We start from the raw sequence: 21,998 nt of genomic DNA, 5'->3' as shown, positions 1-21,998 counted from the left end.
GCCAGTCCTTTCATTATTATAGTCACAAAGCCCCGTTTTCACAAGTCCTTTGGCAATTTTTCCCCCTTTTTTCATCTTTGGGGCGCCCCTTTTAGTCTCCAAACCGGTGCAGCAGCCGCACGGTGCGGCTGACCGGCAGCCCCATGATGGTGTAATAATCCCCTTCCAGCCGGTCCAGCCAGAGGGCGGCGCTGCCCTGGATGCCATAGGCTCCCGCCTTGTCGAAGGGTTCGCCGCTGGCGATGCTGCGCTGGATCTCCTCCTCCGGGATGGGGAAAAAGGTCACCTTGCAGCTGTCCACAAAGCCTTCGTCCCGCTCGCCGTCCGACACCCACACCCCGGTGTGCACCAGATGGGTGCGCCCGGACAAAGCCCGCAGCATCCGGGCCGCGTCGGCGGCGTCGGCCGGCTTGCCGAATACCCGGCCTTCCAGCTCCACCACCGTATCGCTGCCCAGCACCAGGCGCCCGGGATGCTGGGCGGCCACCGCCAGGCACTTGCCCCGGGCCAGGGCTCCTGCCAGGGCCGCCGGGTTGTCGGCGTGCACCGCCCGCTCGTCAAACGCGCTGGGACAGACTTCAAATTCCGCAGTATACAGTCCGAGCAGTTCCCTGCGGCGGGGGCTGCCGGAAGCCAAGATCAGTTTCACAGCGCAGCCTCCTCACTTACCGGTCGAGCCAAAGCCGCCCTGGCCCCGGGCGGTATCCCCCAGGGTCTGGGCGGGCACAAAGGCCGCCGTGTACACCGGGGCGATGCACAGCTGCGCCACCCGCTCTCCCGGCTGGATGGTGTAGCTTTCGGTCCCCAGATTGATCATGGGCACACGCAGTTCCCCCCGGTAGTCGCTGTCGATCACCCCGACCCCGTTGGCCATGCACAGCCCATGCTTGATGGATAGGCCGCTGCGGGCATAGACCAGGGCCACCGTCCCGGGCCCCGGCAGTTCGATGGCAAGGCCGGTGGGCACCAGCGCCCGCTGCATGGGGGCCAGAGTGAGGGGCGCGTCCAGCACCGCGCACAGGTCGGCGGCTGCCGCACCCTCGGTGGCGTAGGCCGGCACATGGGCCCGCGGGTCCAGTACCTTATATTTTACCGTGATCTGCTGCATATCAGTACAATCCTTTTCTCTTGTCTCTTTCATCTTATTCAAAAGGGCCGCCGGCAGGTGCGCCGCGGACCCGGGACGGCTCACGCCGTACCTTTATAATACAGCCCTCTGGTGAACTCCCCGTCAAAGGGCTCTCCCCGGACGACCCGGGCCAGCACCCGGACGGCCTCTTCCCGGCTTTCCAGGGTGAAGTAAGCCACCCCGTAGTCCACCGCCAGGGCCCCGGTCTTGTCCGCCATATAGAGGGGCACGGGATTATAGATGGTGCGCACCCCGCCTGTGCACCGCACCGGGAATTTCCTGGCCTTGCGGTCGGTGAGCACCCCCTGCCTGTCGCAGTGGGCGCAGTCCCGGACGTTCTGCAAGGGGCAGGCCCGGGTGAGCATCAGGGGCATATGGCCATAGATCAGGGCCCCGGTGGGCACCGGCACGCCCTGCCGAAGGGGGGCGATGCAGGCGATCTCGCTGTCCCTGACTTCGGGCAGCACCAGCATGGCCTCCAGCCCCAAATCGGCATAAGCCTGGGCCGCCAGAGGGTTGGTCAGGTTGAGGCCGATCCCTCCGGTGAGCGGCAGTCCCCGGCAGATGCCCAGGTGGGCGATGTTGTTGGCCTCAAACCCCGCAAAGCCCTGCCCTGCCGCCTGCTGCACCCGGCGCAGGGTATCCTGTTCCAGGGCGCCGAACATGGCCCGGGGCAGCTCCAGGATGGTCCTGGACCGCCACTCCCCGGGCACCTGGTCCGCCTGGGCGATGGGCAGGATGAGCCGGACGGGTCCGTCCTGGGCCAGCGCTTCGGGGGGCACCTGGGCCCATTCCTCAAACCGGGCCCACAGCTGAGGCCGGGCCGGGGCGCTGCGCCGGACCAGGGCCGGCATCTGGACCGGCTGCACCGGCCAGGGCCGCACCGCCGACCGCTTTTCCAGCAGGGCATCCAGGGCCTCGCGGCGCAGCTCATTGACGGCGCTGCCCGGCAGGTACCAGGGGCCATCCTCCATCCGGATCTCGATGGACCCGGCCGCAAAGGGCGTGCCGCCGGTCTTGGCCAGGCTGCGGCGCAGACCCTCGGCGGGGTCGGTACGGGCGGGCTGGGGCTGGGTATCCCCGTAGACGATGGCGCGGTTGCCCTCCCGGTCGGCGGCCGTGAGCTTTTCACCCCCGGCCTCCACTTCCAGCCTGAAGTCCACCGGTACACGGGACCGCTCCCTCCGGTACAGTTCCCGCAGGGCAGGCAGGGCGCGGCGGGTCTGCCGGGCGTCCGCCTCGCTGCGGGTCCCGAACATGGTGCCGTCGATTTTTCCGTCCAGATACCCCGAGGTGAACCCCGACCGGCTGAACACGTCCTGCAGCAGGGCCCGGTCATAGGCCCGGCCCTCCCGCCCGGCCAGGCAGGCGTTGACCGCCGCCGCCACATATTCGGGGGTGCGCAGCCGGCCCTCGATCTTGGCCGACGCCACCCCCGCCGCCTGCAGCTGGTCCAGCCGGTCGATCACCGAGTTGTCCTTGAGGGACAGGTGGCAGGCGGTGCCGGGCCGGCCTTCGGGCAGGGGACTGGCGTCAAAGGGCAGCCGGCAGGGCCCCGCACAGGAGCCGCGGTTGCCGCTGCGCCCGCCCAGGAAAGCGGACATATAGCATTGGCCGCTCATGCTCATGCACAGGGCCCCATGGACAAAGCACTCGGTCTCGATGCCGCAGTGGGCCGTGATCTGCCGGATCTCCTCCAGGCTCAGTTCCCGGGCCAGGATGACGCGGGTAAAACCCAGCCGGGCCATCTCCAGCGCCCCTTCCAGGGTATGGACGCTCATCTGGGTGGAAGCGTGCCGGGGCAGCTGAGGCGCGATCTCCCTGCACAGACGGGCCACCGCCAGGTCCTGGCAGATCACCGCATCCGCGCCGCTGGCCGCCACGGCCCGCACCGCGCCGGCCAAAGCCTCCAGCTCGCCGGCATACACGGTGGTGTTCATGGCCACATGGACCCTCACCCCCCGCCCATGGCAGAAGCGCACCGCCTCACACAGGCTGGCGGCGTCAAAATTGCCGGCGCCGCTGCGGGCATTGAACCCCGCGAACCCCAAATACACCGCGTCCGCGCCGCTGTATACAGCCGCACGGAGCATTTCTTCGCTGCCCACCGGGGCAAGGATCTCGATCTGTGCCATAGCTCTCCTTCCAACCGCAGGAGCCTGTCAGCCTTCGGCCTGCTCCTGCTCTTTCTCCTTCTCTTCCTTTTCCTTGTGGCGGCGCAGCTTGTCCAGCTGTTCCCGCAGGGCGGCGGCTTCCCGGCGCAGGGCCTCGTTCTCGGCCCGCAGCTTGTCCTCTGCCGTGCGGGCCCGGGCTGCGTCCGCGATGTAATCCTGGATCTGGCTGCGCATATTTTCGGCGCTGCCGGTGCTCTTCTGGTATTCGTCCAGGTAGTCCATGGCGCAGAACACCGCAGCCTTGGTCACCGGCAGGCTGGGGTTTGCCTCCATCAGCTTGCCGATGTCCCGGTCCAGCTTGTCGGCCAGGGAGGTGATGTATTTTTCTGAATCGGTGGTGGCGAAGGCGTACTGCGCCCCCGCAATGTTGACCCGCACTTTGTTGACCATAGCTGCCAGCCTCGCTTTCCTGTCGTCTTTCCGCCTGTCCGCCCCCGAAAACGGCGGCGCAGAGGGGGCAAACTCCCTGCTCCTGTTCATACAGGATGCAGGCGCAGACATTTCCCCCCGCATTTCTCCCCGAGTTTCCCCCAAAAACAGGGGCCGGGCGGCGGTGCGGACGGCGTTCCATTTGACCCTATTATAATATAATCGGGCCTTAAGAGAAAGAGCAAATTTGAAATTAGTGCACTTTCAGCACAAACTTTTCCATCAAAATATAGAGGATACGGAAAAAATGGGCTCACTTCCTTGCAATCCCGCGTGGAACCGATTATAATAACTTTGTTGTGTTATGAACGCGGATACAGTATGAGGAGTTACCGCGACGTTTCCGCCGTTTTTTATCCGGGCAAGCAGCCGGCGGCGGGGGCCGATGCCCCGCGCTGCCGCCCCACATTTTGCAAACTATGCTGCGCAACCCATATTGGACAGGAGATTGAACGTATGACAACCAAGGAATTCTCTACCCTTCTGCAGAACAAGCTCACCAGCGAGTACGGCGTCGATCTTTCGGTGGCGTCCAACCAGCAGATCTACCGGGCCCTGGCCCTGATCTGCCGCCAGATGATGAGCGACAACTACAAGAAGTTCCAGTCGAAGGTGATCGGCACCGGTTCCAAGCAGGTGTATTACCTGTGCATGGAGTTTCTGATGGGCCGCAGCCTGAAGGTCAGCCTGATGAACCTGGGCCTGGACCAGGTGTGCAAGGATGCCCTGGCTGCCGCCGACATCAACGTGGACACCATCTATGAGGAAGAGCCCGACGCTGGTCTGGGCAACGGCGGCCTGGGCCGTCTGGCTGCCTGCTACCTGGACGGCATGGCCACCACCTGCATCGGCGGCACCGGCTATTCCATCCTGTATGAGTACGGCATCTTCAAGCAGAAGATCGTGGACGGCTGGCAGCAGGAGCGGGCCGACAACTGGCTGCCCGGCGGCCAGGTCTGGCTCAAGAGCCACCCCGAGCAGGCCATCGAGGTGCGCTTTGACGGCGAGATCCGCGAGAATTGGGACCACGGTTTCCACTATGTGCAGCATCTGAACTACAACAGCGTCATGGCCGTGCCCTCGGATATGTACGTCCAGGGCTACGACGGAGCCGGCGTGGCCAAGCTGCGCCTGTGGCAGGCCAAGGCCCCCGACTTCGATATGTCCAGCTTCTCTCTGGGCAATTACAGCACCGCCATGAGCAAGAGCGCTTCGGCCGAGCTGATCTCCAAGGTGCTGTACCCCAACGACAACCACGTGGAGGGCAAGATCCTGCGGCTGCGCCAGCAGTATTTCCTGTCCGCCGCTTCGGTGGGCGACATCGTCCAGAACCACCTGTCCACCTACGGCACCCTGGAGAACCTGCCCGACATGGTGGCCATCCAGCTGAACGACACCCACCCCACCCTGGCCATCCCCGAGATGATGCGCATCCTGCTGGACGAGTGCGGCTTTGACTGGGACAAGAGCTTCGAGATCTGCCAGAAGGTGTTCTCCTACACCAACCACACCGTCATGGCCGAGGCCCTCGAAAAGTGGAACGTGGACATCTTCAAGATGACCCTGCCCCGCATCTACCAGATCGTGGCCGAGATGGACCGCCGGGCCCGCATCCAGCTGAACCAGGCTTTCCCCGGCGACAAGGGCAAGATCGACTATATGGCCCTGATCGGCGACAACCAGGTGCGGATGGCCAACATCTGTGCCTACACCGCCAACAGCATCAACGGCGTGTCCAAGCTGCACAGCGAGATCATCAAGCAGAGCGTCTTCCACGACTACTACCTGTATAAGCCCGCCGCCTTCAAGAATGTCACCAACGGCATCGCCTACCGCCGCTGGCTGCTGGGCGGCAACCCCCGTCTGTGCAAGCTGCTGGATCAGACCATCGGCACCGGCTACAAGCAGGATGCCGCCCAGCTGTCCAAGCTGAACGCCTACGCCGGCGACAAGACCGTCCTGAACGAGCTGAACAAGATCAAGCTGGAGAACAAGGCCGAGTTTGCCAACTATATCTCCAAGACCACCGGCCAGCTGATCGACCCCGATTCCATCTTCGACTGCCAGGTCAAGCGGATGCACGAGTACAAGCGCCAGCATCTGAACGCCCTGAACATCGCCGCCCAGTACCTGTACCTGAAGGCCAACCCCAACGCCAACTTCATCCCCAAGACCTATATCTTCGGCGCCAAGGCTGCCCCCGGCTACTATATGGCCAAGCAGATGATCCGGATGATCTGCAAGCTGGGCGACCTGATCAACAACGATCCCGCCGTCAACCAGAAGCTGCGCATCGTCTACCTGGAGGAGTACTGCGTGTCCCTCAGCGAGCACCTGATGCCCGCCTCCGAGGTGTCGGAGCAGATCTCCCTGGCCGGCACCGAGGCTTCGGGCACCGGCAACATGAAGTTCATGCTCAACGGCGCCATCACCCTGGGCACTCTGGACGGCGCCAATGTGGAGATCGCCAACGCCGCCGGCAAGGAGAACGAGATCATCTTCGGTATGCTGACCCAGGAGGTGGAGAACCTCAAGCGGGTGGGCTACCATCCCAGCTCCTTCATCACCGGGGATGACGTGGCCAACGAGGTGCTGAACTTCCTGGAGCGCGGCTGGAACGGCGAGAACTTCCACGAGGTCACCTCCAACCTGTTCACCAGCGATCCCTATATGGTCATGGCCGACTTCAAGGATTACCGCCGCGCCCAGGCCGACCTGCAGCGTCTGTACGCCGACCGCGAGGGCTGGGCCCGCATGAGCCTGAAGAACATCGCCAACAGCGGCATCTTCAGCGCCGACCGCGCCGTGCTGGACTACGCCCGCGACATCTGGCACGCACCCACCGTCAAATAAGCAGCCCTGCAATTCTCTTTGTATCTTTTAAGGGGGAAGTGGTCCCGCGCATCCTGCGCACAGAGGGTCTGCTTCCCCTTTTCTCTTTTGAAAGGAACGATCGAACTTGGATTGCCTGTTCAACAGCTGTGACACCTATTACAAGCGCCCCTTCGGCGCCCTGCCCGCCGGACAGACGGTGCATATGGCCCTGTGCATCCCCGAGCAGATGGGCTATGTGGACCCCCACCTGGTCCTGCAAAAGGAAGGGCCCAGGGACCAGCCTGTGTACTACCGGATGCGCTTCGACGGCCAGACCCCCGGTGTCAACCACTTTTCGGTGGACGTGCAGGTCTTTGACGTGGGACTGTACTTTTATTATTTCGATCTGTACACCGACTTCCGCAAGATCTACCGGGGCAAGATGGGCCGCGGGGTGCTGTCCTGGCAGGAGGGGGAGCGCTGGCAGCTGACCGTCTACGACCCCAGCTTCCAGACGCCGGCGTGCATCAAGGGGAGCGTGTTCTACCAGATCTTCCCCGACCGGTTCTGCGAGGGGGTGGAGAACAAGCATATGCCCTTCTCGGACCGGATCTACCGGGCTGACAAGCACGCGGAGCCTTTCTGGCAGCCCAATGAGGACGGCGGCCATCTCAACCACGATTACTTTGGCGGCGACCTCAAGGGCATCCAGTCCAAGCTCCCCTACCTGCATCACCTCGGGGTGAACTATATCTACCTCAACCCCATCTTTGAGGCTCACTCCAACCACCGGTACAACACCGCCAACTATCTCAACGTGGACCCGCTGCTGGGCTCCAACCAGGATTTTGAGGAGCTGTGCCAGGCCGCTGCCCGCTATGGCATCGGCATCGTGCTGGACGGGGTGTTCAGCCACACCGGCTCGGACAGCATCTACTTCAACAAGGAAGGGCGCTATGGCTGCAAGGGGGCCTGGCGGGACCCCCATTCCCCCTACCGCTCCTGGTACGATTTCGCCCCCTACTACAAGGGCGGCTACCGCAGCTGGTGGGGCTTCGAGACCCTGCCCGAAGTAAACGAGGAGGACCCCTCTTACGCCCGGTTCATCACCGGAGAAGGCGGCGTCATCGACACCTGGCTGCGCCGGGGGGCAGCGGGCTTCCGGCTGGACGTGGCCGACGAACTGCCTGACAGCTTCATCCAGCAGATCCGCACGGCGGTCAAACGGGTCAGCCCCGACAAGTTCCTGCTGGGCGAGGTGTGGGAGGACGCCACCACCAAATTCGGCTATGGACACCGCCGCACCTATCTGCTGGGCAACGGACTGGACAGCGTGATGAACTACCCCTTCAAAAACGCGGTGCTGGGCTTTGTCTGCGGCGGGGATGCCGCCGACGCCGCCGATCAGATCCTGTCCATCTGCGAGCATTACCCTGCCCCGGCGCTGCACACCGCCCTGAATTTCCTCTCCACCCACGACACCGAGCGGGCCCTGACCGTCATTGCCGACGAGCCCGCAGGCGACCGCGGCCGGGAGTGGCAGAGCGGACGCAGCGTCACCGGCGAGGCCTATGAGGAGGGCCTGATCCTGCTCAAAATGGCCTATGCCATCATCTTCACCCTGCCGGGGGTCCCCTGCGTGTACTATGGGGACGAGATCGGGATGCAGGGCTACCGGGACCCCTTCAACCGGGGATACTACCTGTGGGACAGCCATGAGGACCGGCTGCGCCCGGTGATCGCCCAGCTGGCCCAGCTGCGCCAGAGCTGCGAGGCTTTCCGGGAGGGAGAGCTGCGGGTGCTGCGGGCAGAGGGCGGCATCCTGCACTACCAGCGGGTGGGCGCCATGGAGACCGCCGAGATCATCGCCAACCGCACCGACCACCTGATCGTGGAGAAACTGGCCAGCGGCAAATACACCGAGGTCAACCCCATGGGCTTCACCATCACGGTGGAGGAAGTGGGCCACAATCCCAACCACAGCTACTACGATTACCGCTGACCTTCCGGCCCGGAAAAGCGCTGTATTTTGACAGAGATTTTCCGCCCGTTTTCAGCATCTTTCAAAAAATTGCACGCAATTTTTGCCCGGCACGCCAAAATGTGCCGGGCTTTTTTGTGGTTTCCGCCAAACTTCCGGGGCAGTGTGTCCCTTCCAGCCAAAAAAGCTTGACCTGGCCCCCGGAAATGAATATAGTAGAGGTAAGGCGCGGTCCTTTCTGCCGCGCCCGTCATAAGGAAGGAGTACCTATGCTGCAAGCCATTGGGTGGCTGATCGCCACCATCGTCCTCGTGTTCATCGAGGCCACCACCTTCAACCTGGTGTCGGTATGGTTCGCGGTAGGCGGGGCCGCTGCCCTCATCAGCTGTCTTTTTACCGACAGTATGCAGGTCCAGTCGGCGATCTTTGTGGCGGTGAGCATCCTCTGCCTGCTGGCCCTGCGGCCGCTGGCAGCCCGGCTCCGCCGGCCTCCCACCCCCACCAACGGGGATCTGAACATCGGCCGTACCGCCACCATCCTGACCCCGGTCTCGGACGGCACCCCCGGCCGCGTCCGTCTGGACGGCGTGGACTGGAACGCCCAGGCCGTGCCCGGCGCCTCTTTTGTGCCCGGCGACAAGTGCCGGGTGACCGCCATCCACAGCACCACCCTGATCGTCGAGCCCGCCCCCATCGAAACGCCTCTCCAGCCCAACTGACTGCCAAGAAAGGAGCGTATGAGCTATGCAAAGCGCAATTCTGTTTTTTCTGATCCTGGCGCTGGTCCTTGTGGTCATCCTCATCGTGGTGACCAACATTGTCATCGTCCCCCAGTCCACCGTGTACGTCATCGAGCGGCTGGGCGTCTATTCCGACACATGGGAGGCCGGCCTCCATGTCAAGATCCCCTTCATTGAGCGTGTAGCCAAGAAGGTCAGCCTGAAAGAGCAGGTGGGCGACTTCCCGCCCCAGCCTGTCATCACGCGGGACAACGTCACCATCCAGATCGATACCGTGGTGTTCTTCCAGGTGATGGACGCCAAGCTGTACACATACGGCGTCAACCAGCCCATCGCGGCTCTGGAGAGCCTGTCCGCCACCACCCTGCGCAACATCATCGGTGAGATGGAGCTGGACCACACCCTCTCCAGCCGCGACACCATCAACTCCAAGATCACCGCCATCCTGGACGAAGCCACCGACAAGTGGGGCATCAAGGTCAACCGGGTGGAAGTCAAGAACATCACTCCGCCCGCCGACATCCGGGACGCCATGGAAAAGCAGATGAAGGCCGAGCGTGAAAAACGGGCCGTCATCTTCAAGGCTGAGGGTGAAAAGCAGGCCGCCATCACCATCGCCGAGGGCGAGAAGGAAGCCGCCATCCTGCGGGCCGACGCCATCAAGCAGCAGCGCATCCTGGAGGCCGAGGGCGAAGCACAGGCCATCCTGGCGGTGCAGAAGGCCAACGCCGACGCCATCCGCCTGCTGAACGAGGCCGCCCCGGCCGACAAGGTGATCGCCCTGCGCAGCCTGGAAGCCCTGGCCAAGGTAGCCAATGGCAAAGCCACCAAGATCATCATCCCCTCCGAGCTGCAGAATCTGGGGGCCGTAGTGCCCGCCATCAAAGAACTGCTGACCGACCCTGCCGGCGCCGACGCCGATGCACCCCAGCAGTGACACGCTGATCGAAAGAACCCCCTGTGCCTTAACGGGCGCAGGGGGTTCTCTGTTGTGCCGCCCAAAATAAAAGGCCCCCGCAGCCTGCCAAAACAGGCGCGGGAGCCAAAAGGCGATCGGAAACAGATGGGCCGGAGCTCACAGCTTGAGCTCATAGAGGAAGTCCGGGATGACCTCATTGGTGCCGCCCTTGGTGTAAGAGCCCGAGGCGATGACCTGTGCGCCCACCTTGCGGGCCAGGGCGTTGGACGCGGCGTTTTCCTGGGCGATGCGGATGGTCACCGCACCCACCCCCCGGGCCCGGGCATAGTCGATCAGGGCCTGCACCATCTCGGTGCCGTATCCCCTGCACTGCTGGCTGGGATGGACCGCATAGGCGATATCGTAGCTGCGGCCGTTGTTCTCCGGCACAAAGCTGCAGGTGCCGATCCGCTGCCCATCGGCTTTGTCCACCGCCACCATGTGGCAGCAGTCCATGGCCTCCCCCAGGTTTTCGATGTCCTTGCGGTAGGCCGCCTGGTCCGGGATATCCTCCAGCCGCGGGTCCGACAGCCAGCGCCCGATCTCGGCGTCATTCCACATACCAATGGCAAAATCCGCATCCTCAGGCTGGAAGCCGCGCAGCAGCAGCCGGGGTGTCTCAAGCGTCTCGATCCTCATGCAAATCCCCTCCTCATGAGCGTTGTGTACAGGACGGGGTCAGTCCCGGGCGGGCTGCTCCACCGGGATCAGGAACACCGCCTGCCGCACTTTGCCGCAGCCCTGGGCCTTGATGCCGGTCTTATAGGGCTCCCCTGCCAGAAACAGGGCAAACCGTCCCTCGCTGAGCATCCCTGCGGCACTGGTGGGAGCGCTGCCCTGGGCGGGCGCCGCCCCTGCGGCGGGCTTTTGGAGGGCGAAGTCCCCCAGGGAGACTTCGAACATCTCGCTGCCCGTCAGATCGGTGACCAGGGCCAGATGCCCCTCCCGGCAGGAAAAGCTCAGCTTTTCCCCCGGCTGGGGAGTCAGGGCGGTCACTTCTGCCCAGGCGTCCGAGCCGGGCACAGGGGTGCGGCCATCGGGCAGGGTGCCGATGTCACGGGCCATGATATACTCGATGACGGCATCCAGACCGGGGGCCAGCCCCAGATAGTTGGGGAGGTTGTTCAGTGTATCAAATATCATAGAGTCATTCTCCAAAAGGGCCTGCCCGCCTGTTGTGGGGGCGTCCAAAACCACAGCCGCACGCTCCTTTCTCTGCGGGAGCGGCGGACTGTTTTGTACGTCCGGTCAGGCGGAAGCCTGTGTGCAGTATAGCATATTTCGCCCTGTTTTGCAAGGACGAATCCCCGTCCGTCAGGGTGTATCTGAGAAGTCAAACATGCTGCGATATTCGCCAAAAAACGCCAGATGCAAGGCGCATGAGCGCTGCAACTCTTGCGCCTTAGCCCTCCAGAGAGCGCACGGCCTCCTGGATGCGGCGGGCGGCTTCTTTGGTCTTTTCGGCGTCGCCAAAGGCGGTCAGGCGGAAATAGCCTTCCCCGCAGGGGCCAAAGCCCACGCCGGGGGTGCCCACCACATTGGCCTTCTCCAGCAGCCAGCCAAAGAAGGTCCAGCTGTCCATCCCGCCGGGGCAGCGCATCCAGATATAGGGGCTGTTGTGGCCGCCGCAGTACCAGATGCCGGCCTGGTCCAGCGCCTGGGCCAGCACTTTGGCGTTCCGGCGGTAATAGTCGAGGTTTGCCTGGATCTCGGCCATTCCCTCGGGGGTAAAGATAGCGGCTGCGCCCCGCTGCACGATGTAGGGCACCCCGTTGAACTTGGTGGTCTGGCGGCGGAGCCAGAGCTTGTTCAGCTCCAGCCCTTCCCGCTGCAGCTGGTGGGGCACCACGGTGTAGCCGCAGCGGGTGCCGGTGAAGCCCGCGATCTTGGAGAAGGAGCAGATCTCGATGGCGCACCGGCGCGCCCCCTCCACTTCAAAGATGCTGCGGGCCAGGCCCTCCTCCGAGACAAAGCACTCATAGGCTGCGTCGTAGAGGATGACGGCGTCGTTGGCCAGGGCATAGTCCACCCACTGCTTGAGCTGGGCGCGATCGTAGGCGGCGCCGGTGGGATTGTTGGGGCTGCAAATGTAGATGATATCGGCGTGCACCGCGGGATCGGGCATGGCCAGGAAGTCATTCTCCCGGCTGGTGGGGGCATAGATCACCTTGCGGCCGTCGGTGATGTTGTCATCCACATAGGTGGGGTAGACGGGGTCGGGCACCAGGACGGTGTTGTCCGCATCGAACAGGCCCAGGATGTTGGCCAGGTCACTCTTGGCGCCGTCGCTGACAAAGATCTCGCTGGCCTCCAGCTGGACGCCCCGGCCCGCATAATAGCTCTGGATGGCCTGGCGCAGGAAATCGTAGCCCTGCTCGGGGCCGTAGCCGTGGAAGCCTTCGGTGGTGCCCATCTCCTGGACGGCGGCGGTCATGGCCTCCACTACGCTTTTGGCCAGGGGACGGGTGACGTCCCCGATGCCCATGCGGATGATGTCGCAGCCGGGATGGGCCTTCTGGTACTCGGTCACCCGGCGGTTGATCTCCACAAAGAGATAGCTTTCCTTCAGTTCGCTGTAATGATGGTTCATCTTCATAGTCAAAGGGTCCTTTCTGCCATTTGGTGGTTCAACGATGGATCGGACGCGTTCATAGCAAAGCCTCTCCCTCACACACGGTGAAGGCGGGGCCCGTCATCCGCAGGTCCTGGCCGGGCAGCACCCGGATGGTCAGCACGCCGCCCCGCAGCTGCACCCGGATATCCTGCCCGGGATCGCACAAGCCCAGCTGGGTGGCGGCCGCCACACTGGCGCAGGCGCCGGTGCCGCAGGCCCAGGTCTCTCCGCTGCCCCGTTCCCATACCCGCATCTTGAGCCGGTCCGGTCCAAGGGGCTGGATAAACTCGGTGTTGACCTGCCGGGGGAAATTGGGATGCTTCTCAAAGGCGGGGCCGATGGCCGCAAGGTCCAGGCTGTCCACGTCGGGCACCACCACCACACAGTGGGGGTTGCCCACGCTGACACAGGTGACGCGCCAGTCGCGCCCCGCGGCATGAAGCGTACAGTCCACCAGCGGGCCGGGCCCCATGTTCACAGCGGGCAGGCTGTCGGCCAGCAGGCTGTACCGGCCCATCTCCACCTGCCACAGCCCCTCCCGGGCATCGTTCCCCTGTCCCTGCCAGCGCAGGGTCTTGGGCCCGCTGCGGGTGTCAATGAGCAGGGTATCCGCCCCGGCCAGGTCGGGATCGTGGGTGCGCAGCCACTGGGCCACGCAGCGGATGCCGTTGCCGCACATCATCCCCTCGCTGCCGTCGGCATTGTAAATGCGCATGGTGGCCGCAGCGCCGGGGGTCTGTGGGGCGCAGATGCAGATCACGCCGTCCGCACCTACCGAAACATGCCGGGCCGACAGCTGCCGGGCCAGCGACGCAATGTCCGCCGGGGGGCCCCCGGTGCGGCAGTCCAGGTAGATATAATCGTTGGCGCAGCCCTGCATTTTGGTGAAACTCAGTCTCATGGCCTCATCCCCTTTCGGTGTCCTGCCTCTTATTATAATGGGCAAAGGCCGTTCTGGCAACCGCTTTTCGCAAATCAGGGCTTGACAACGGCCATGGCTTACGATATATCTTAATAAGGCATTTCGTAAAAGGACGGTCCCGGGCCGCCCGATTTCAAAAACCAAAGGAGAGTAACCAAGAGTATGGACAGTACATTTGAGAAGATCCGCGGCTTTCTGGCCGAGCAGCTGGGCGTCGAGCCCCAGACCATCACCATGGACAGCGACCTGCTGAACGATTTTGACGCAGACAGCCTGGACATCGTGGACATGGTGATGACCCTGGAGGACGAATTCGGCATCGAGGTGCCCGATGACGCCATCGAGTCCCTGCACACCGTGGGCGACGTGGTGCGCTTTGTGGACAGCCATCTGGACAACTGATGCTCTGACGGCCCCAGCCGCCCCGGCGGGGCCTTTACTGACGGCTCGTGCGGAACGCAGAGCGTTTGGCGCACGGCCATGAGGAGGATAACAATGGCAAAAGAGACGAAAAAACTGGTTCAGGCCATCACCAGTCAGGAAGAGAACTTTGCGCAGTGGTACACCGACATCTGCCTGAAGGCGGAGCTGGTGGAATATTCCAGCATGAAGGGCTTCATCATCCTGCGGCCCTACGGCCAGGCCATCTGGGAAAACATCCAGAAGAATCTGGACGCCCGCTTCAAGGCCAGCGGCCACGAGAACGTGGCCATGCCGGTGCTGATCCCCGAGAGCCTGCTGAAAAAGGAAGGGGAGCTGGTGGAGGGCTTTGCCCCCGAGGCGGCCTGGGTGACCATGGGCGGCAGCGAGGAGCTGGAAGAGCGGATGGCCGTGCGCCCCACCAGTGAGACCATGTTCTGCGACCACTGGTCCCGCGTGCTGCACAGCTACCGGGAGCTGCCCATGAAGTACAACCAGTGGTGCAGCGTCATCCGGTGGGAAAAGACCACCCGCCCCTTCCTGCGCAGCCGGGAATTCTGGTGGCAGGAAGGCCACACCATCCATGAGACCGCCGCCGAGGCCGAAGCAGAGACCATGGCCCAGCTGAACTGCTACGCCAGCTTCTGCGAGGACGACCTGGCCATCCCCGTGGTGAAGGGCCGCAAGACGGACAAGGAGAAGTTTGCCGGGGCGGAGGCCACCTACACCATCGAGGCCATGATGAAGGACGGCAAGGCCCTGCAGAGCGGCACCAGCCACTACTTTGGCGACAAGTTCAGCCGGGCCTACGACGTTACCTTCACCGGCCGGGACAACCAGCTGCACCATCCCTACCAGACCAGCTGGGGCGTTTCCACCCGTCTGGTGGGCGCCATCATCATGACCCACGGGGATGACGACGGCTTGATCCTGCCCCCCGCCATTGCACCCTGGCAGGTGGTCGTGGTGCCCATCGCTCCCCACAAGCCCGGCGTGGCCGAAAAGGCTGCCGAAGTGGCCGCCGGCATCGCCCGCTACGCCCGGGTGAAGCTGGACGACAGCGACAACGCCCCCGGCTGGAAGTTCAGCCAGTGGGAGATGAAGGGCGTGCCCCTGCGTCTGGAGCTGGGCCCCAAGGACCTGGAGAAGAACCAGTGCGTCCTGGTGCGCCGGGATACCCGGGAAAAGATCTTTGTCAGCCTGGATGAGCTGGAGACCGCCATCCCCGCCCTGCTGGAGCAGCTGACCCACGATCTGTACCAGCGCGCCCTGGAAAACCGCGAAAAGCGCACCTGGGCCGCCACCACCATGGACCAGGTGAAGGAGCTGGCCGCCGCAAACACCGGCTACATCAAGACCATGTGGTGCGGCGACCTGGCCTGCGAGCTGAAGATGAAAGAGGAAGCCGGACTGTCCAGCCGCTGTATGCCCTTTGTCCAGGAGCATCTGAGCGACGTATGCCCCTGCTGCGGCAAACCCGCCAAGGCGATGGTCTATTGGGGCGTAGCGTACTAAGGCCCCTGCTCTCTTTGTAAGATAAAAACAACCCCCGCTGTTTCCGAAAGGAACAGCGGGGGTCGTTTTATTCGGTCGGGCCGCACAGGGGCAGGAAGTGTTCCACCAGCAGGTCCACACAGGCGCCGTAGCTCTGCATCCCCAGATCCTGGCCATAGCTGCGCAGGAAGCTGTCGTACACCGACTCCCCGACGGTGCGCACCGGGCCCTCCCAGCCGGCCCAGTAGGCGTTGTTGTCTGCAAAGTCGGCCGCAGCCCCCGCAGGCAGCCGGGCCGACAGGGCCGCTGCGGCCTGGGGGTCGGCGCGGTAAAGGGCGTTGGACAGATGCAGGTAGCCATACAGCCACCCCGAATAAATATAGGCGGGCTTGCCGCTGGTGATGGATGCCAGGATCCCCACAAAGTTTGCCTCCTGCTCGGCGGCTACCCCGCGCTGATGGGCAAATTCATGGGCCACCGTCACCGGCAGGAACACCGCCGGGCAGTCCACGTTGAGGGTGCTCTCCCCTGTAAGGGGGCACAGATACCCGGTGAAGCCCCAGGCGCTCATCAGCCGGGAATAGAAGGCGGGCTTGGGCCTCCGGGCCGGCCCCTTCAGAAAGGGCCAGTCCCCGGTCAAGCCGTCGTAGAGGCCCTCCGTGTCCTCCAGGATGGCGCTGCGGGCCACCGCAAACCGGCCCTCCCCATCCCGGGGGACCGTGCCGGCGCAGGCCGCCACCTGCTGTCCAAAGTACCGGGTGACCGCCTCCAGCTGGGCGGCCGTGACCGGGCTGGCGGCCATCCCCGCCTGCTGGGCAAAGGAAGCCGCATAATATTGGGTGCCCCACAGCCCGCACACCGCCGCATAGCCCCACAGCACCACCACTGCCAGGTGCAGCGTCCAGGTCCCTAAGGCCCCGGGGCTGCCGTGGGCCGTCTGCCACAGGGCCCGGGCCAGCAGCAGGAAGGCCGCCAGGATCAGCATCGTGGCCCCCGCCTCGCAGACGCTGAAGGGCAGCGGATCGCACACGGCGCCCAAAAACCGCTTGACCGGCATGGATACCCGCGCCACCCACCAGTCCATGGCGGCGCGGTCCGAGCGGAATACCAAGAACAGGCCCACAGCCCCCAGGGCGCCGGCCAGAGCCGCCAGAGCCCCGCGATGGGCCAGTGCCCAGCAGCCCAGTGCCCTCACCGGTCGAAGGTGGTGAACAGGGTGGTCTGCCACTGCTGGCCCGGCTCCAGGATGGCGGCCGCCGCCCGCTTGGACCAGGAGGGGCCGTCCGCCTCGGCGGCGGGCAGGCTGTGCCAGGGCTCGATGCACACAAAGCGCACCTTGTCGGTCTTGGCGCTCCAGATCAGGGTATAGGGGAAGCCGGCGATCCGGCAGGTGACACTGCGGCCGGTGTCCTTCTCATAGATGCCCAGCGTTTCGCTGCGCAGCCCCGCCATGCAGAAACTGTCGTTGGCAAACAGCTCGTCGGTGAGCTGGATGGACTGTGCGTTCTTCCACTGGTAGTAGCACCGCCCCGACAAAAGCCCGTTGGGCCGGGCATCCAGGATCACCGGGCTCTCGGGCCGGTCGAACCGGAACTCGTAGTCGGTGGTGGTGTGCTGGCTGTCAAAAGGCACCGCAAAAGCCGGATGATACCCGATACCAAAGGGCAAGGGTTCGGCCGCCGTCTCGGGGCAGGTGACGGTCAGGGTGTGGCAGACCGTCTTGCCGTCCAGCCGGAAGGTGCTCTCCAGCACAAAGTCATAGGGGAAGCGATTGGTTTTGGTCTGCTCGTCCGAGCGCAGCTCCAGACGGATGGCGTCGGGTCCGTCGGACAGCAGCGTGTGCTCCAGATCCCGGGCAAAGCCGTGCTGGCCGCCCTTATAGCTCTTGCCTGCGTGGGTCAGGATGCCCCCGGCCAGCTTGCCGGTCCAGGGGAACAGGATGGGGGCATGGCGGCCCCACACCGATTTATCCCCCTGCCAAAGCATCTCCTGGCCCTGGGCGTTTTGGACGCTGACCGCCTCCGCCCCATGGGTATCCACGGTCAAGGTAAGAAAGTCGTTGCGAATGGTTGCCTGCATGGATATACCTCCTTATGAAGTCAGGTCGAGATAGTTTCAGTATACACCTTCCGCCCCGCCGGGGCAAGGCCGGCGGGCCCTCTTTGGGGCGCAGCAGACAGCAAAAGCCCCCGCCGTCCGGATACGGGCAGCGGGGGCCGGGATTCAGTTTTCCGAATAGCGGGCCAGGAACTGCTTGGTGCGCTCCTGGCGGGGGCGTTCGATCACCTGGCGGGCGTCTCCCTGCTCCACGATCACGCCGCCGTCCATAAAGATGATCCGGTCTGCCACATCGCGGGCAAAGGCCATCTCGTGGGTGACGATGATCATGGTGGTCTTTTGCTCGGCCAGGCTGCGGATCACCTTCAGCACCTCCCCGGTCAGTTCGGGGTCCAGGGCGCTGGTGGGCTCGTCAAAGCAGAGGATATCGGGGTGGAGGGCCAGCGCCCGGGCAATGGCCACGCGCTGCTGCTGGCCGCCCGACAGCTGGTGGGGGTAGTGGTTGGCGCGGTCGGCCAGGCCCATCCGGCTCAGCAGCTCGCGGGCTTCCTGCTCGATGGCGGCGTTCACCTGCGCCTTGTTCTCTTTGTAGCCGGGCTGCTCTTTGGCCAGCAGCTGCTTGGCCAGCATGACGTTCTGCAGGGCCGTGTACTGGGGGAACAGGTTGAAGGACTGGAACACCAGCCCGAAGTGCAGCCGCTTGCGCCGCACCTCCCCTTCCCGCTGGGTGGCGGGATCGGCCGCGTCGAACAGGGTCTCCCCGTTCACCACGATCTGCCCCCGGTCGGGGGCCTCCAAAAAATTCAGGCAGCGCAGCAGGGTGGTCTTGCCCGACCCCGACGAGCCGATGATGGCCAGGGCCTGGCCCTGTTCCAGCTCAAAGCTGATGTCCTCCAGCACCCGGGTGGCGCCAAAGTGCTTTTCGATGTTCTTGACTTCCAGAATGGCCATGGCGTCCCCCTCCTCAGCGGAAATAATCCAGCTTCTTCTCAGCCCAGCGGAACAGCAGCGTCAAAATGCCGTTGACCGCCAGATAGAACACGGCGGTATAGAACAGAGGCCAGATCATCCCTTTTTTAATGTAGGATTCCCCCATCCAGATGATCTCGTACACCGAGATGACCCGCACCAGGGCGGTGTCCTTGACCAGGGTGATGAACTCGTTGCCCATGGGCGGCACGATCCGCTTGACCACCTGCAGCAGCGTCACCTTGAAGAAGATCTGGCTGCGGGTCATGCCCAGCACCTCGCCCGCCTCATACTGGCCCCGGGGGATGGACTGGATGCCGCCCCGGTAGATCTCGGAAAAATAGCAGGCGTAGTTGATGACAAAGCTCAGCAGCGCCGCCCCGAACCGGGGCAGCAGGGGCAGGTCGAACAGCAGGCCCGGGCCGTAAAAGATGATCAGGATCTGGATCATCAGGGGGGTGCCGCGCACCACCCACACCACCGTGCTGACCAGCCACCGCAGAGGCCGCAGCCGGCTCATGGCCCCCAGGGCGATCACAAGGCCCAAAGGCAGCGCCAGCAGCAGGGTCAGGGCGAACAGTTCCATGGTGATGCCCAGGCCCTCCAGCAAGCTCAGGGTAACGGTCAGCAGCATAAACTTCCTCTCCTTTTACACAGCAGCAGGCCCGCCCCCGGGGGGCCAGGCCGCTGCCATCGTCATGCTTCGATTCAGTAGGCGATCAGGGATTCCTGCACGCCGTAGGTGGTGGCCACTTCGGTGACGGTACCGTCCGCATAGGCCTCCTGCCAGAAGGTGTTGAAGGCGTCCACCAGATCCGAGCCCTTGCGGAAGCCCACGCCGTACTCCTCGCTGTTCAGCTGGACGGTGTAGGTCAGGTCGGGGTAGCTGGTGCCCTCGCCGATCATGGCGCCCGCCATCAGCAGATCGATGACGCAGGCGTCCGAAGCACCCGAGGCCACCTCCATCAGGGCGTCGGCCTGGGTGGTCTTGGCCACATAGGGGATGCCCAGGGCGTCCAGCTGCTCGGCGCCCGCCGAGCCGTTCTCCACCGCAAAGGCGAGGTCGGACAGACTGTCGGTGGTCTGGTAGTCGGCGGCCTTCTCAGCAGGCACCACCACCACCTGGCCGTTGTTGCAGTAAGGCTGGGACACCGACGCGCCGTTGGTCACCTCGTCGGTGATGGTCATGCCGTTCCAGATGGCGTCCACGCCCTTGGTGTCCAGCTCCATCAGCTTGTTGTCCCAGTTGATCTCCAGAAATTCCACGTCCACGCCCAGGTACTCGGCAAACGCCTTGGCCATGTCGGCGTCAAAGCCGATCCACTCGCCGTTCTCGTCCCGGTAATCCATGGGGGCGAAGTCGGTCATGCCCACCACCAGGGTGCCCTTGTCCTGCACATAGGCCAGATCGCTCTCCGCTTCGCTCGAAGCGGCCGAAGCTGCCTCCTGGCTTGCCGCGCCGGACGAAGCCGCCGCAGACGAAGCGGACGAAGCAGAGCTGGCGGAGCCGCCGCAGGCTGCAAAGGACAGGCACATGGCCGCCGTCATCATCAGGGAAACTGCCTTTTTCAACTTTCTCATCGTGATCTCCTCCCTATGCGCTGCACGCCGGGCGCGGCCCCTCCGCGCTATCATTCTACCGTGGTAAAGCGATGCAGTGATAACGTATTGGATTATACCCCACCCGCTCCCGGTTGTAAAGGGGGCAAAGCCCGCCGCAGGACATTTTTGGCGTTTTATACAAAACAAGTCCGGTTTTTGCCAGTTTTATGCATTGGTGCGCAGTCAAGAAGCCGGCCATACAAAAAAACCCCCGCCGTCCTTTTGACAGGGCGGCGGAGGCTGATGTGCTGTTGGGTTTGGGATGTTTCGTCCGGGTTGCGGTCCCCTGCTTTTGCTGCGTCCGGCTTGCGAAGGGCAGGACGCGGCAAAGAAGTCTGCTCTCTTGCGCTTGGCCGATTTTTCCTGCGCATCCAGGATGATGCTTGTAAAAATCGGAGCGCTGCGCCTGACATGCTTTGCCTGCTTCGTCCGGGTTGCGGTACCCTGAATTTCCGGCGCGCATGCAATGCGCTTGAAAATTCAGACCGCGGCCCCTGCTCCGCCTCGCCTGCTTCGTCCGCAGGACGCGGCTCGGCTACGCAGCCACAGGACGCGGCAAAGCATGTCAGCCCAGGCTGATGCCCATGCGGCGGGCGACGGTGAGCAGATCGCAGCTCTCGGGGATATTGCGGCTCTTGCCGGCAATATCCTCCAGGCGGTTCTCCACCACGCGGTTGTTCACCATGGCCACCGTGACGCCATAGCGCTCGGCCTCCACCAGCTTGGCTGCATGGCTGCCGAACTGGGTGGACAGCACACGGTCATAGGCGCAGGGGGTGCCGCCGCGCTGCATATGTCCCGGGATGCACACACGGGTCTCAAGGCCGGTCTTTTTCTGGATGGCAGCGGCGATGCGGTTGGTGGCGGTAGCGCCAAAGCCTGCCTCGGCCCGCTTGGCGGCCCATTCCTTGCGCTTCATCCGGGCTTCCTCGGCGTTCATGGCGCCCTCAGCCACCGCAATGATGGAGAAGTTGGAACCGTTCTTGGCCCGGCGCTCCACCGCGGCGCAGACACGGTCGATATCGTAGGGCAGTTCGGGGATCAGGATGATGTCCGCACCGCCGGCAATGCCGGCATACAGGGTCAGCCAGCCCGCCTTGTTGCCCATGATCTCAATGCACATCACGCGGCTGTGGCTGCCGGCGGTGGTGTGGATGCGGTCGATCACCTCGGTGTCGATCTCCACCGCAGTGTGGAAACCGAAGGTCACATCGGTGCCATAGATGTCGTTGTCAATGGTCTTGGGCAGGCCGATGATGTTCAGGCCCTCCTGCGACAGCAGATTTGCGGTCTTGTGGGTGCCGTTACCGCCCAGGCACAGCAGGCAGTCCAGTTTCAGATCCTTATAGGTCTTTTTCATGGCGGCCACTTTGTCGATTTTGTCCTCCTCGATGACCTGCATCATCTTGAAGGGGGTGCGCTTGGTGCCCAGGATGGTGCCGCCCAAAGTGAGCAGGCCGCGGAAATCGTCGGGCTGCATCTTTTTGTAGTCCCCGTTGATCAGCCCATGGTAGCCGTTCAGGATGCCGATGATCTCCACGTTCTCCCCCATGCGGACGTACAGCGCTTTCGCCACGCCGCGGATGGTCGCGTTCAGGCCGGGGCAGTCGCCGCCGGCGGTCAGGATGCCAACACGTTTCTTCATTCTAAACCCTCTTTTCCTTGTCTTGGGCACAGGCCCATATCTTATGTAT

General features: G+C 63.7%; 20 protein-coding genes. 6 read left to right on the top strand and 14 right to left on the bottom strand.

Annotated elements, in window-relative coordinates; genetic code table 11:
- Nucleotides 1-91: 91 nt before the first annotated feature.
- From B5E66_RS00520 to B5E66_RS00505, 4 genes are all read right to left on the bottom strand, one after another.
- Complete coding sequence (locus B5E66_RS00520; RefSeq protein WP_087228032.1) at nucleotides 92-649, bottom strand: Maf family protein; 558 nt, start codon at nucleotides 647-649, stop codon at nucleotides 92-94.
- A 12-nt stretch (nucleotides 650-661) separates the two neighbouring features.
- A complete protein-coding gene (gene dut, locus B5E66_RS00515) occupies nucleotides 662-1,108 on the bottom strand; it encodes a dUTP diphosphatase (protein ID WP_087228031.1) in 447 nt (148 codons plus the stop codon).
- Nucleotides 1,109-1,188: 80 nt separating this feature from the next.
- Entirely contained in the window at nucleotides 1,189-3,264 is a 2,076-nt protein-coding gene (locus tag B5E66_RS00510; RefSeq protein ID WP_087228030.1) for a U32 family peptidase, read from the bottom strand.
- A gap of 27 nt (nucleotides 3,265-3,291) precedes the next feature.
- Nucleotides 3,292-3,693, bottom strand: a complete 402-nt coding sequence (locus tag B5E66_RS00505; RefSeq protein ID WP_087228029.1) for a cell division protein ZapA — start codon at nucleotides 3,691-3,693, stop codon at nucleotides 3,292-3,294.
- A 495-nt stretch (nucleotides 3,694-4,188) separates the two neighbouring features.
- Here B5E66_RS00505 and B5E66_RS00500 point away from each other — a divergent pair, with 495 nt between their 5' ends.
- From B5E66_RS00500 to B5E66_RS00485, 4 genes are all read left to right on the top strand, one after another.
- A complete protein-coding gene (locus B5E66_RS00500) occupies nucleotides 4,189-6,585 on the top strand; it encodes a glycogen/starch/alpha-glucan phosphorylase (RefSeq protein WP_087228028.1) in 2,397 nt (798 codons plus the stop codon).
- 106 nt (nucleotides 6,586-6,691) lie between these two features.
- A complete protein-coding gene (locus B5E66_RS00495) occupies nucleotides 6,692-8,548 on the top strand; it encodes a glycoside hydrolase family 13 protein (RefSeq protein ID WP_087228027.1) in 1,857 nt (618 codons plus the stop codon).
- Between the two features lie 248 nt (nucleotides 8,549-8,796).
- Nucleotides 8,797-9,246 (top strand): NfeD family protein, encoded by a 450-nt coding sequence (locus tag B5E66_RS00490; RefSeq protein WP_087228026.1) that lies wholly within the window; start codon nucleotides 8,797-8,799, stop codon nucleotides 9,244-9,246.
- Nucleotides 9,247-9,271: 25 nt separating this feature from the next.
- Nucleotides 9,272-10,204: an SPFH domain-containing protein gene (locus B5E66_RS00485; RefSeq protein ID WP_087228025.1), complete on the top strand. Its 933-nt coding sequence runs from the start codon at nucleotides 9,272-9,274 to the stop codon at nucleotides 10,202-10,204.
- 138 nt (nucleotides 10,205-10,342) lie between these two features.
- On the opposite strand, the gene B5E66_RS00480 is transcribed toward B5E66_RS00485, so the two are convergent.
- The 4 genes from B5E66_RS00480 to dapF form a co-directional block, all read right to left on the bottom strand.
- The gene (locus B5E66_RS00480) at nucleotides 10,343-10,864 is read right to left on the bottom strand and encodes a GNAT family N-acetyltransferase (RefSeq protein WP_087228024.1); all 522 of its coding nucleotides are present in this window, start codon (nucleotides 10,862-10,864) and stop codon (nucleotides 10,343-10,345) included.
- Between the two features lie 39 nt (nucleotides 10,865-10,903).
- Nucleotides 10,904-11,368, bottom strand: coding sequence for a YhcH/YjgK/YiaL family protein (locus tag B5E66_RS00475; protein WP_087228023.1), 465 nt, complete (start codon nucleotides 11,366-11,368; stop codon nucleotides 10,904-10,906).
- 259 nt (nucleotides 11,369-11,627) lie between these two features.
- The gene (locus tag B5E66_RS00470) at nucleotides 11,628-12,821 is read right to left on the bottom strand and encodes an LL-diaminopimelate aminotransferase (RefSeq protein WP_087228022.1); all 1,194 of its coding nucleotides are present in this window, start codon (nucleotides 12,819-12,821) and stop codon (nucleotides 11,628-11,630) included.
- 52 nt (nucleotides 12,822-12,873) lie between these two features.
- The gene (gene dapF, locus B5E66_RS00465) at nucleotides 12,874-13,740 is read right to left on the bottom strand and encodes a diaminopimelate epimerase (RefSeq protein ID WP_087228021.1); all 867 of its coding nucleotides are present in this window, start codon (nucleotides 13,738-13,740) and stop codon (nucleotides 12,874-12,876) included.
- A gap of 183 nt (nucleotides 13,741-13,923) precedes the next feature.
- Between dapF and acpP the strand changes: the two genes are divergently transcribed.
- Both acpP and proS read left to right on the top strand, forming a co-directional pair.
- Nucleotides 13,924-14,163, top strand: a complete 240-nt coding sequence (gene acpP / locus B5E66_RS00460; protein ID WP_087228020.1) for an acyl carrier protein — start codon at nucleotides 13,924-13,926, stop codon at nucleotides 14,161-14,163.
- Nucleotides 14,164-14,256: 93 nt separating this feature from the next.
- A complete protein-coding gene (gene proS, locus B5E66_RS00455) occupies nucleotides 14,257-15,696 on the top strand; it encodes a proline--tRNA ligase (RefSeq protein WP_087228019.1) in 1,440 nt (479 codons plus the stop codon).
- A gap of 67 nt (nucleotides 15,697-15,763) precedes the next feature.
- On the opposite strand, the gene B5E66_RS00450 is transcribed toward proS, so the two are convergent.
- The 6 genes from B5E66_RS00450 to B5E66_RS00425 form a co-directional block, all read right to left on the bottom strand.
- Nucleotides 15,764-16,903 carry a DUF3810 domain-containing protein gene (locus B5E66_RS00450; protein WP_158098291.1) on the bottom strand — a complete coding sequence of 380 codons (1,140 nt, stop codon included), beginning with the start codon at nucleotides 16,901-16,903 and terminating at the stop codon, nucleotides 15,764-15,766.
- Nucleotides 16,867-17,754, bottom strand: coding sequence for an aldose 1-epimerase family protein (locus B5E66_RS00445; protein WP_087228017.1), 888 nt, complete (start codon nucleotides 17,752-17,754; stop codon nucleotides 16,867-16,869). The genes B5E66_RS00450 and B5E66_RS00445 overlap by 37 nt, the downstream gene beginning before the upstream one ends.
- Nucleotides 17,755-17,898: 144 nt before the next feature.
- Nucleotides 17,899-18,684 carry an amino acid ABC transporter ATP-binding protein gene (locus B5E66_RS00440; protein ID WP_087228016.1) on the bottom strand — a complete coding sequence of 262 codons (786 nt, stop codon included), beginning with the start codon at nucleotides 18,682-18,684 and terminating at the stop codon, nucleotides 17,899-17,901.
- Between the two features lie 13 nt (nucleotides 18,685-18,697).
- Nucleotides 18,698-19,336, bottom strand: coding sequence for an amino acid ABC transporter permease (locus tag B5E66_RS00435; protein ID WP_087228015.1), 639 nt, complete (start codon nucleotides 19,334-19,336; stop codon nucleotides 18,698-18,700).
- A gap of 74 nt (nucleotides 19,337-19,410) precedes the next feature.
- The gene (locus B5E66_RS00430; RefSeq protein WP_087228014.1) at nucleotides 19,411-20,283 is read right to left on the bottom strand and encodes a transporter substrate-binding domain-containing protein; all 873 of its coding nucleotides are present in this window, start codon (nucleotides 20,281-20,283) and stop codon (nucleotides 19,411-19,413) included.
- A 586-nt stretch (nucleotides 20,284-20,869) separates the two neighbouring features.
- Nucleotides 20,870-21,949, bottom strand: a complete 1,080-nt coding sequence (locus tag B5E66_RS00425; RefSeq protein ID WP_087228013.1) for a 6-phosphofructokinase — start codon at nucleotides 21,947-21,949, stop codon at nucleotides 20,870-20,872.
- Between the last annotated feature and the right edge of the window lie 49 nt (nucleotides 21,950-21,998).

Origin of the sequence: Faecalibacterium sp. An121 (assembly GCF_002160915.1) — a bacterium.
GTDB lineage: Bacteria > Bacillota > Clostridia > Oscillospirales > Ruminococcaceae > Faecalibacterium > Faecalibacterium avium.
This window is presented reverse-complemented; position numbering and strand designations above follow the sequence as displayed.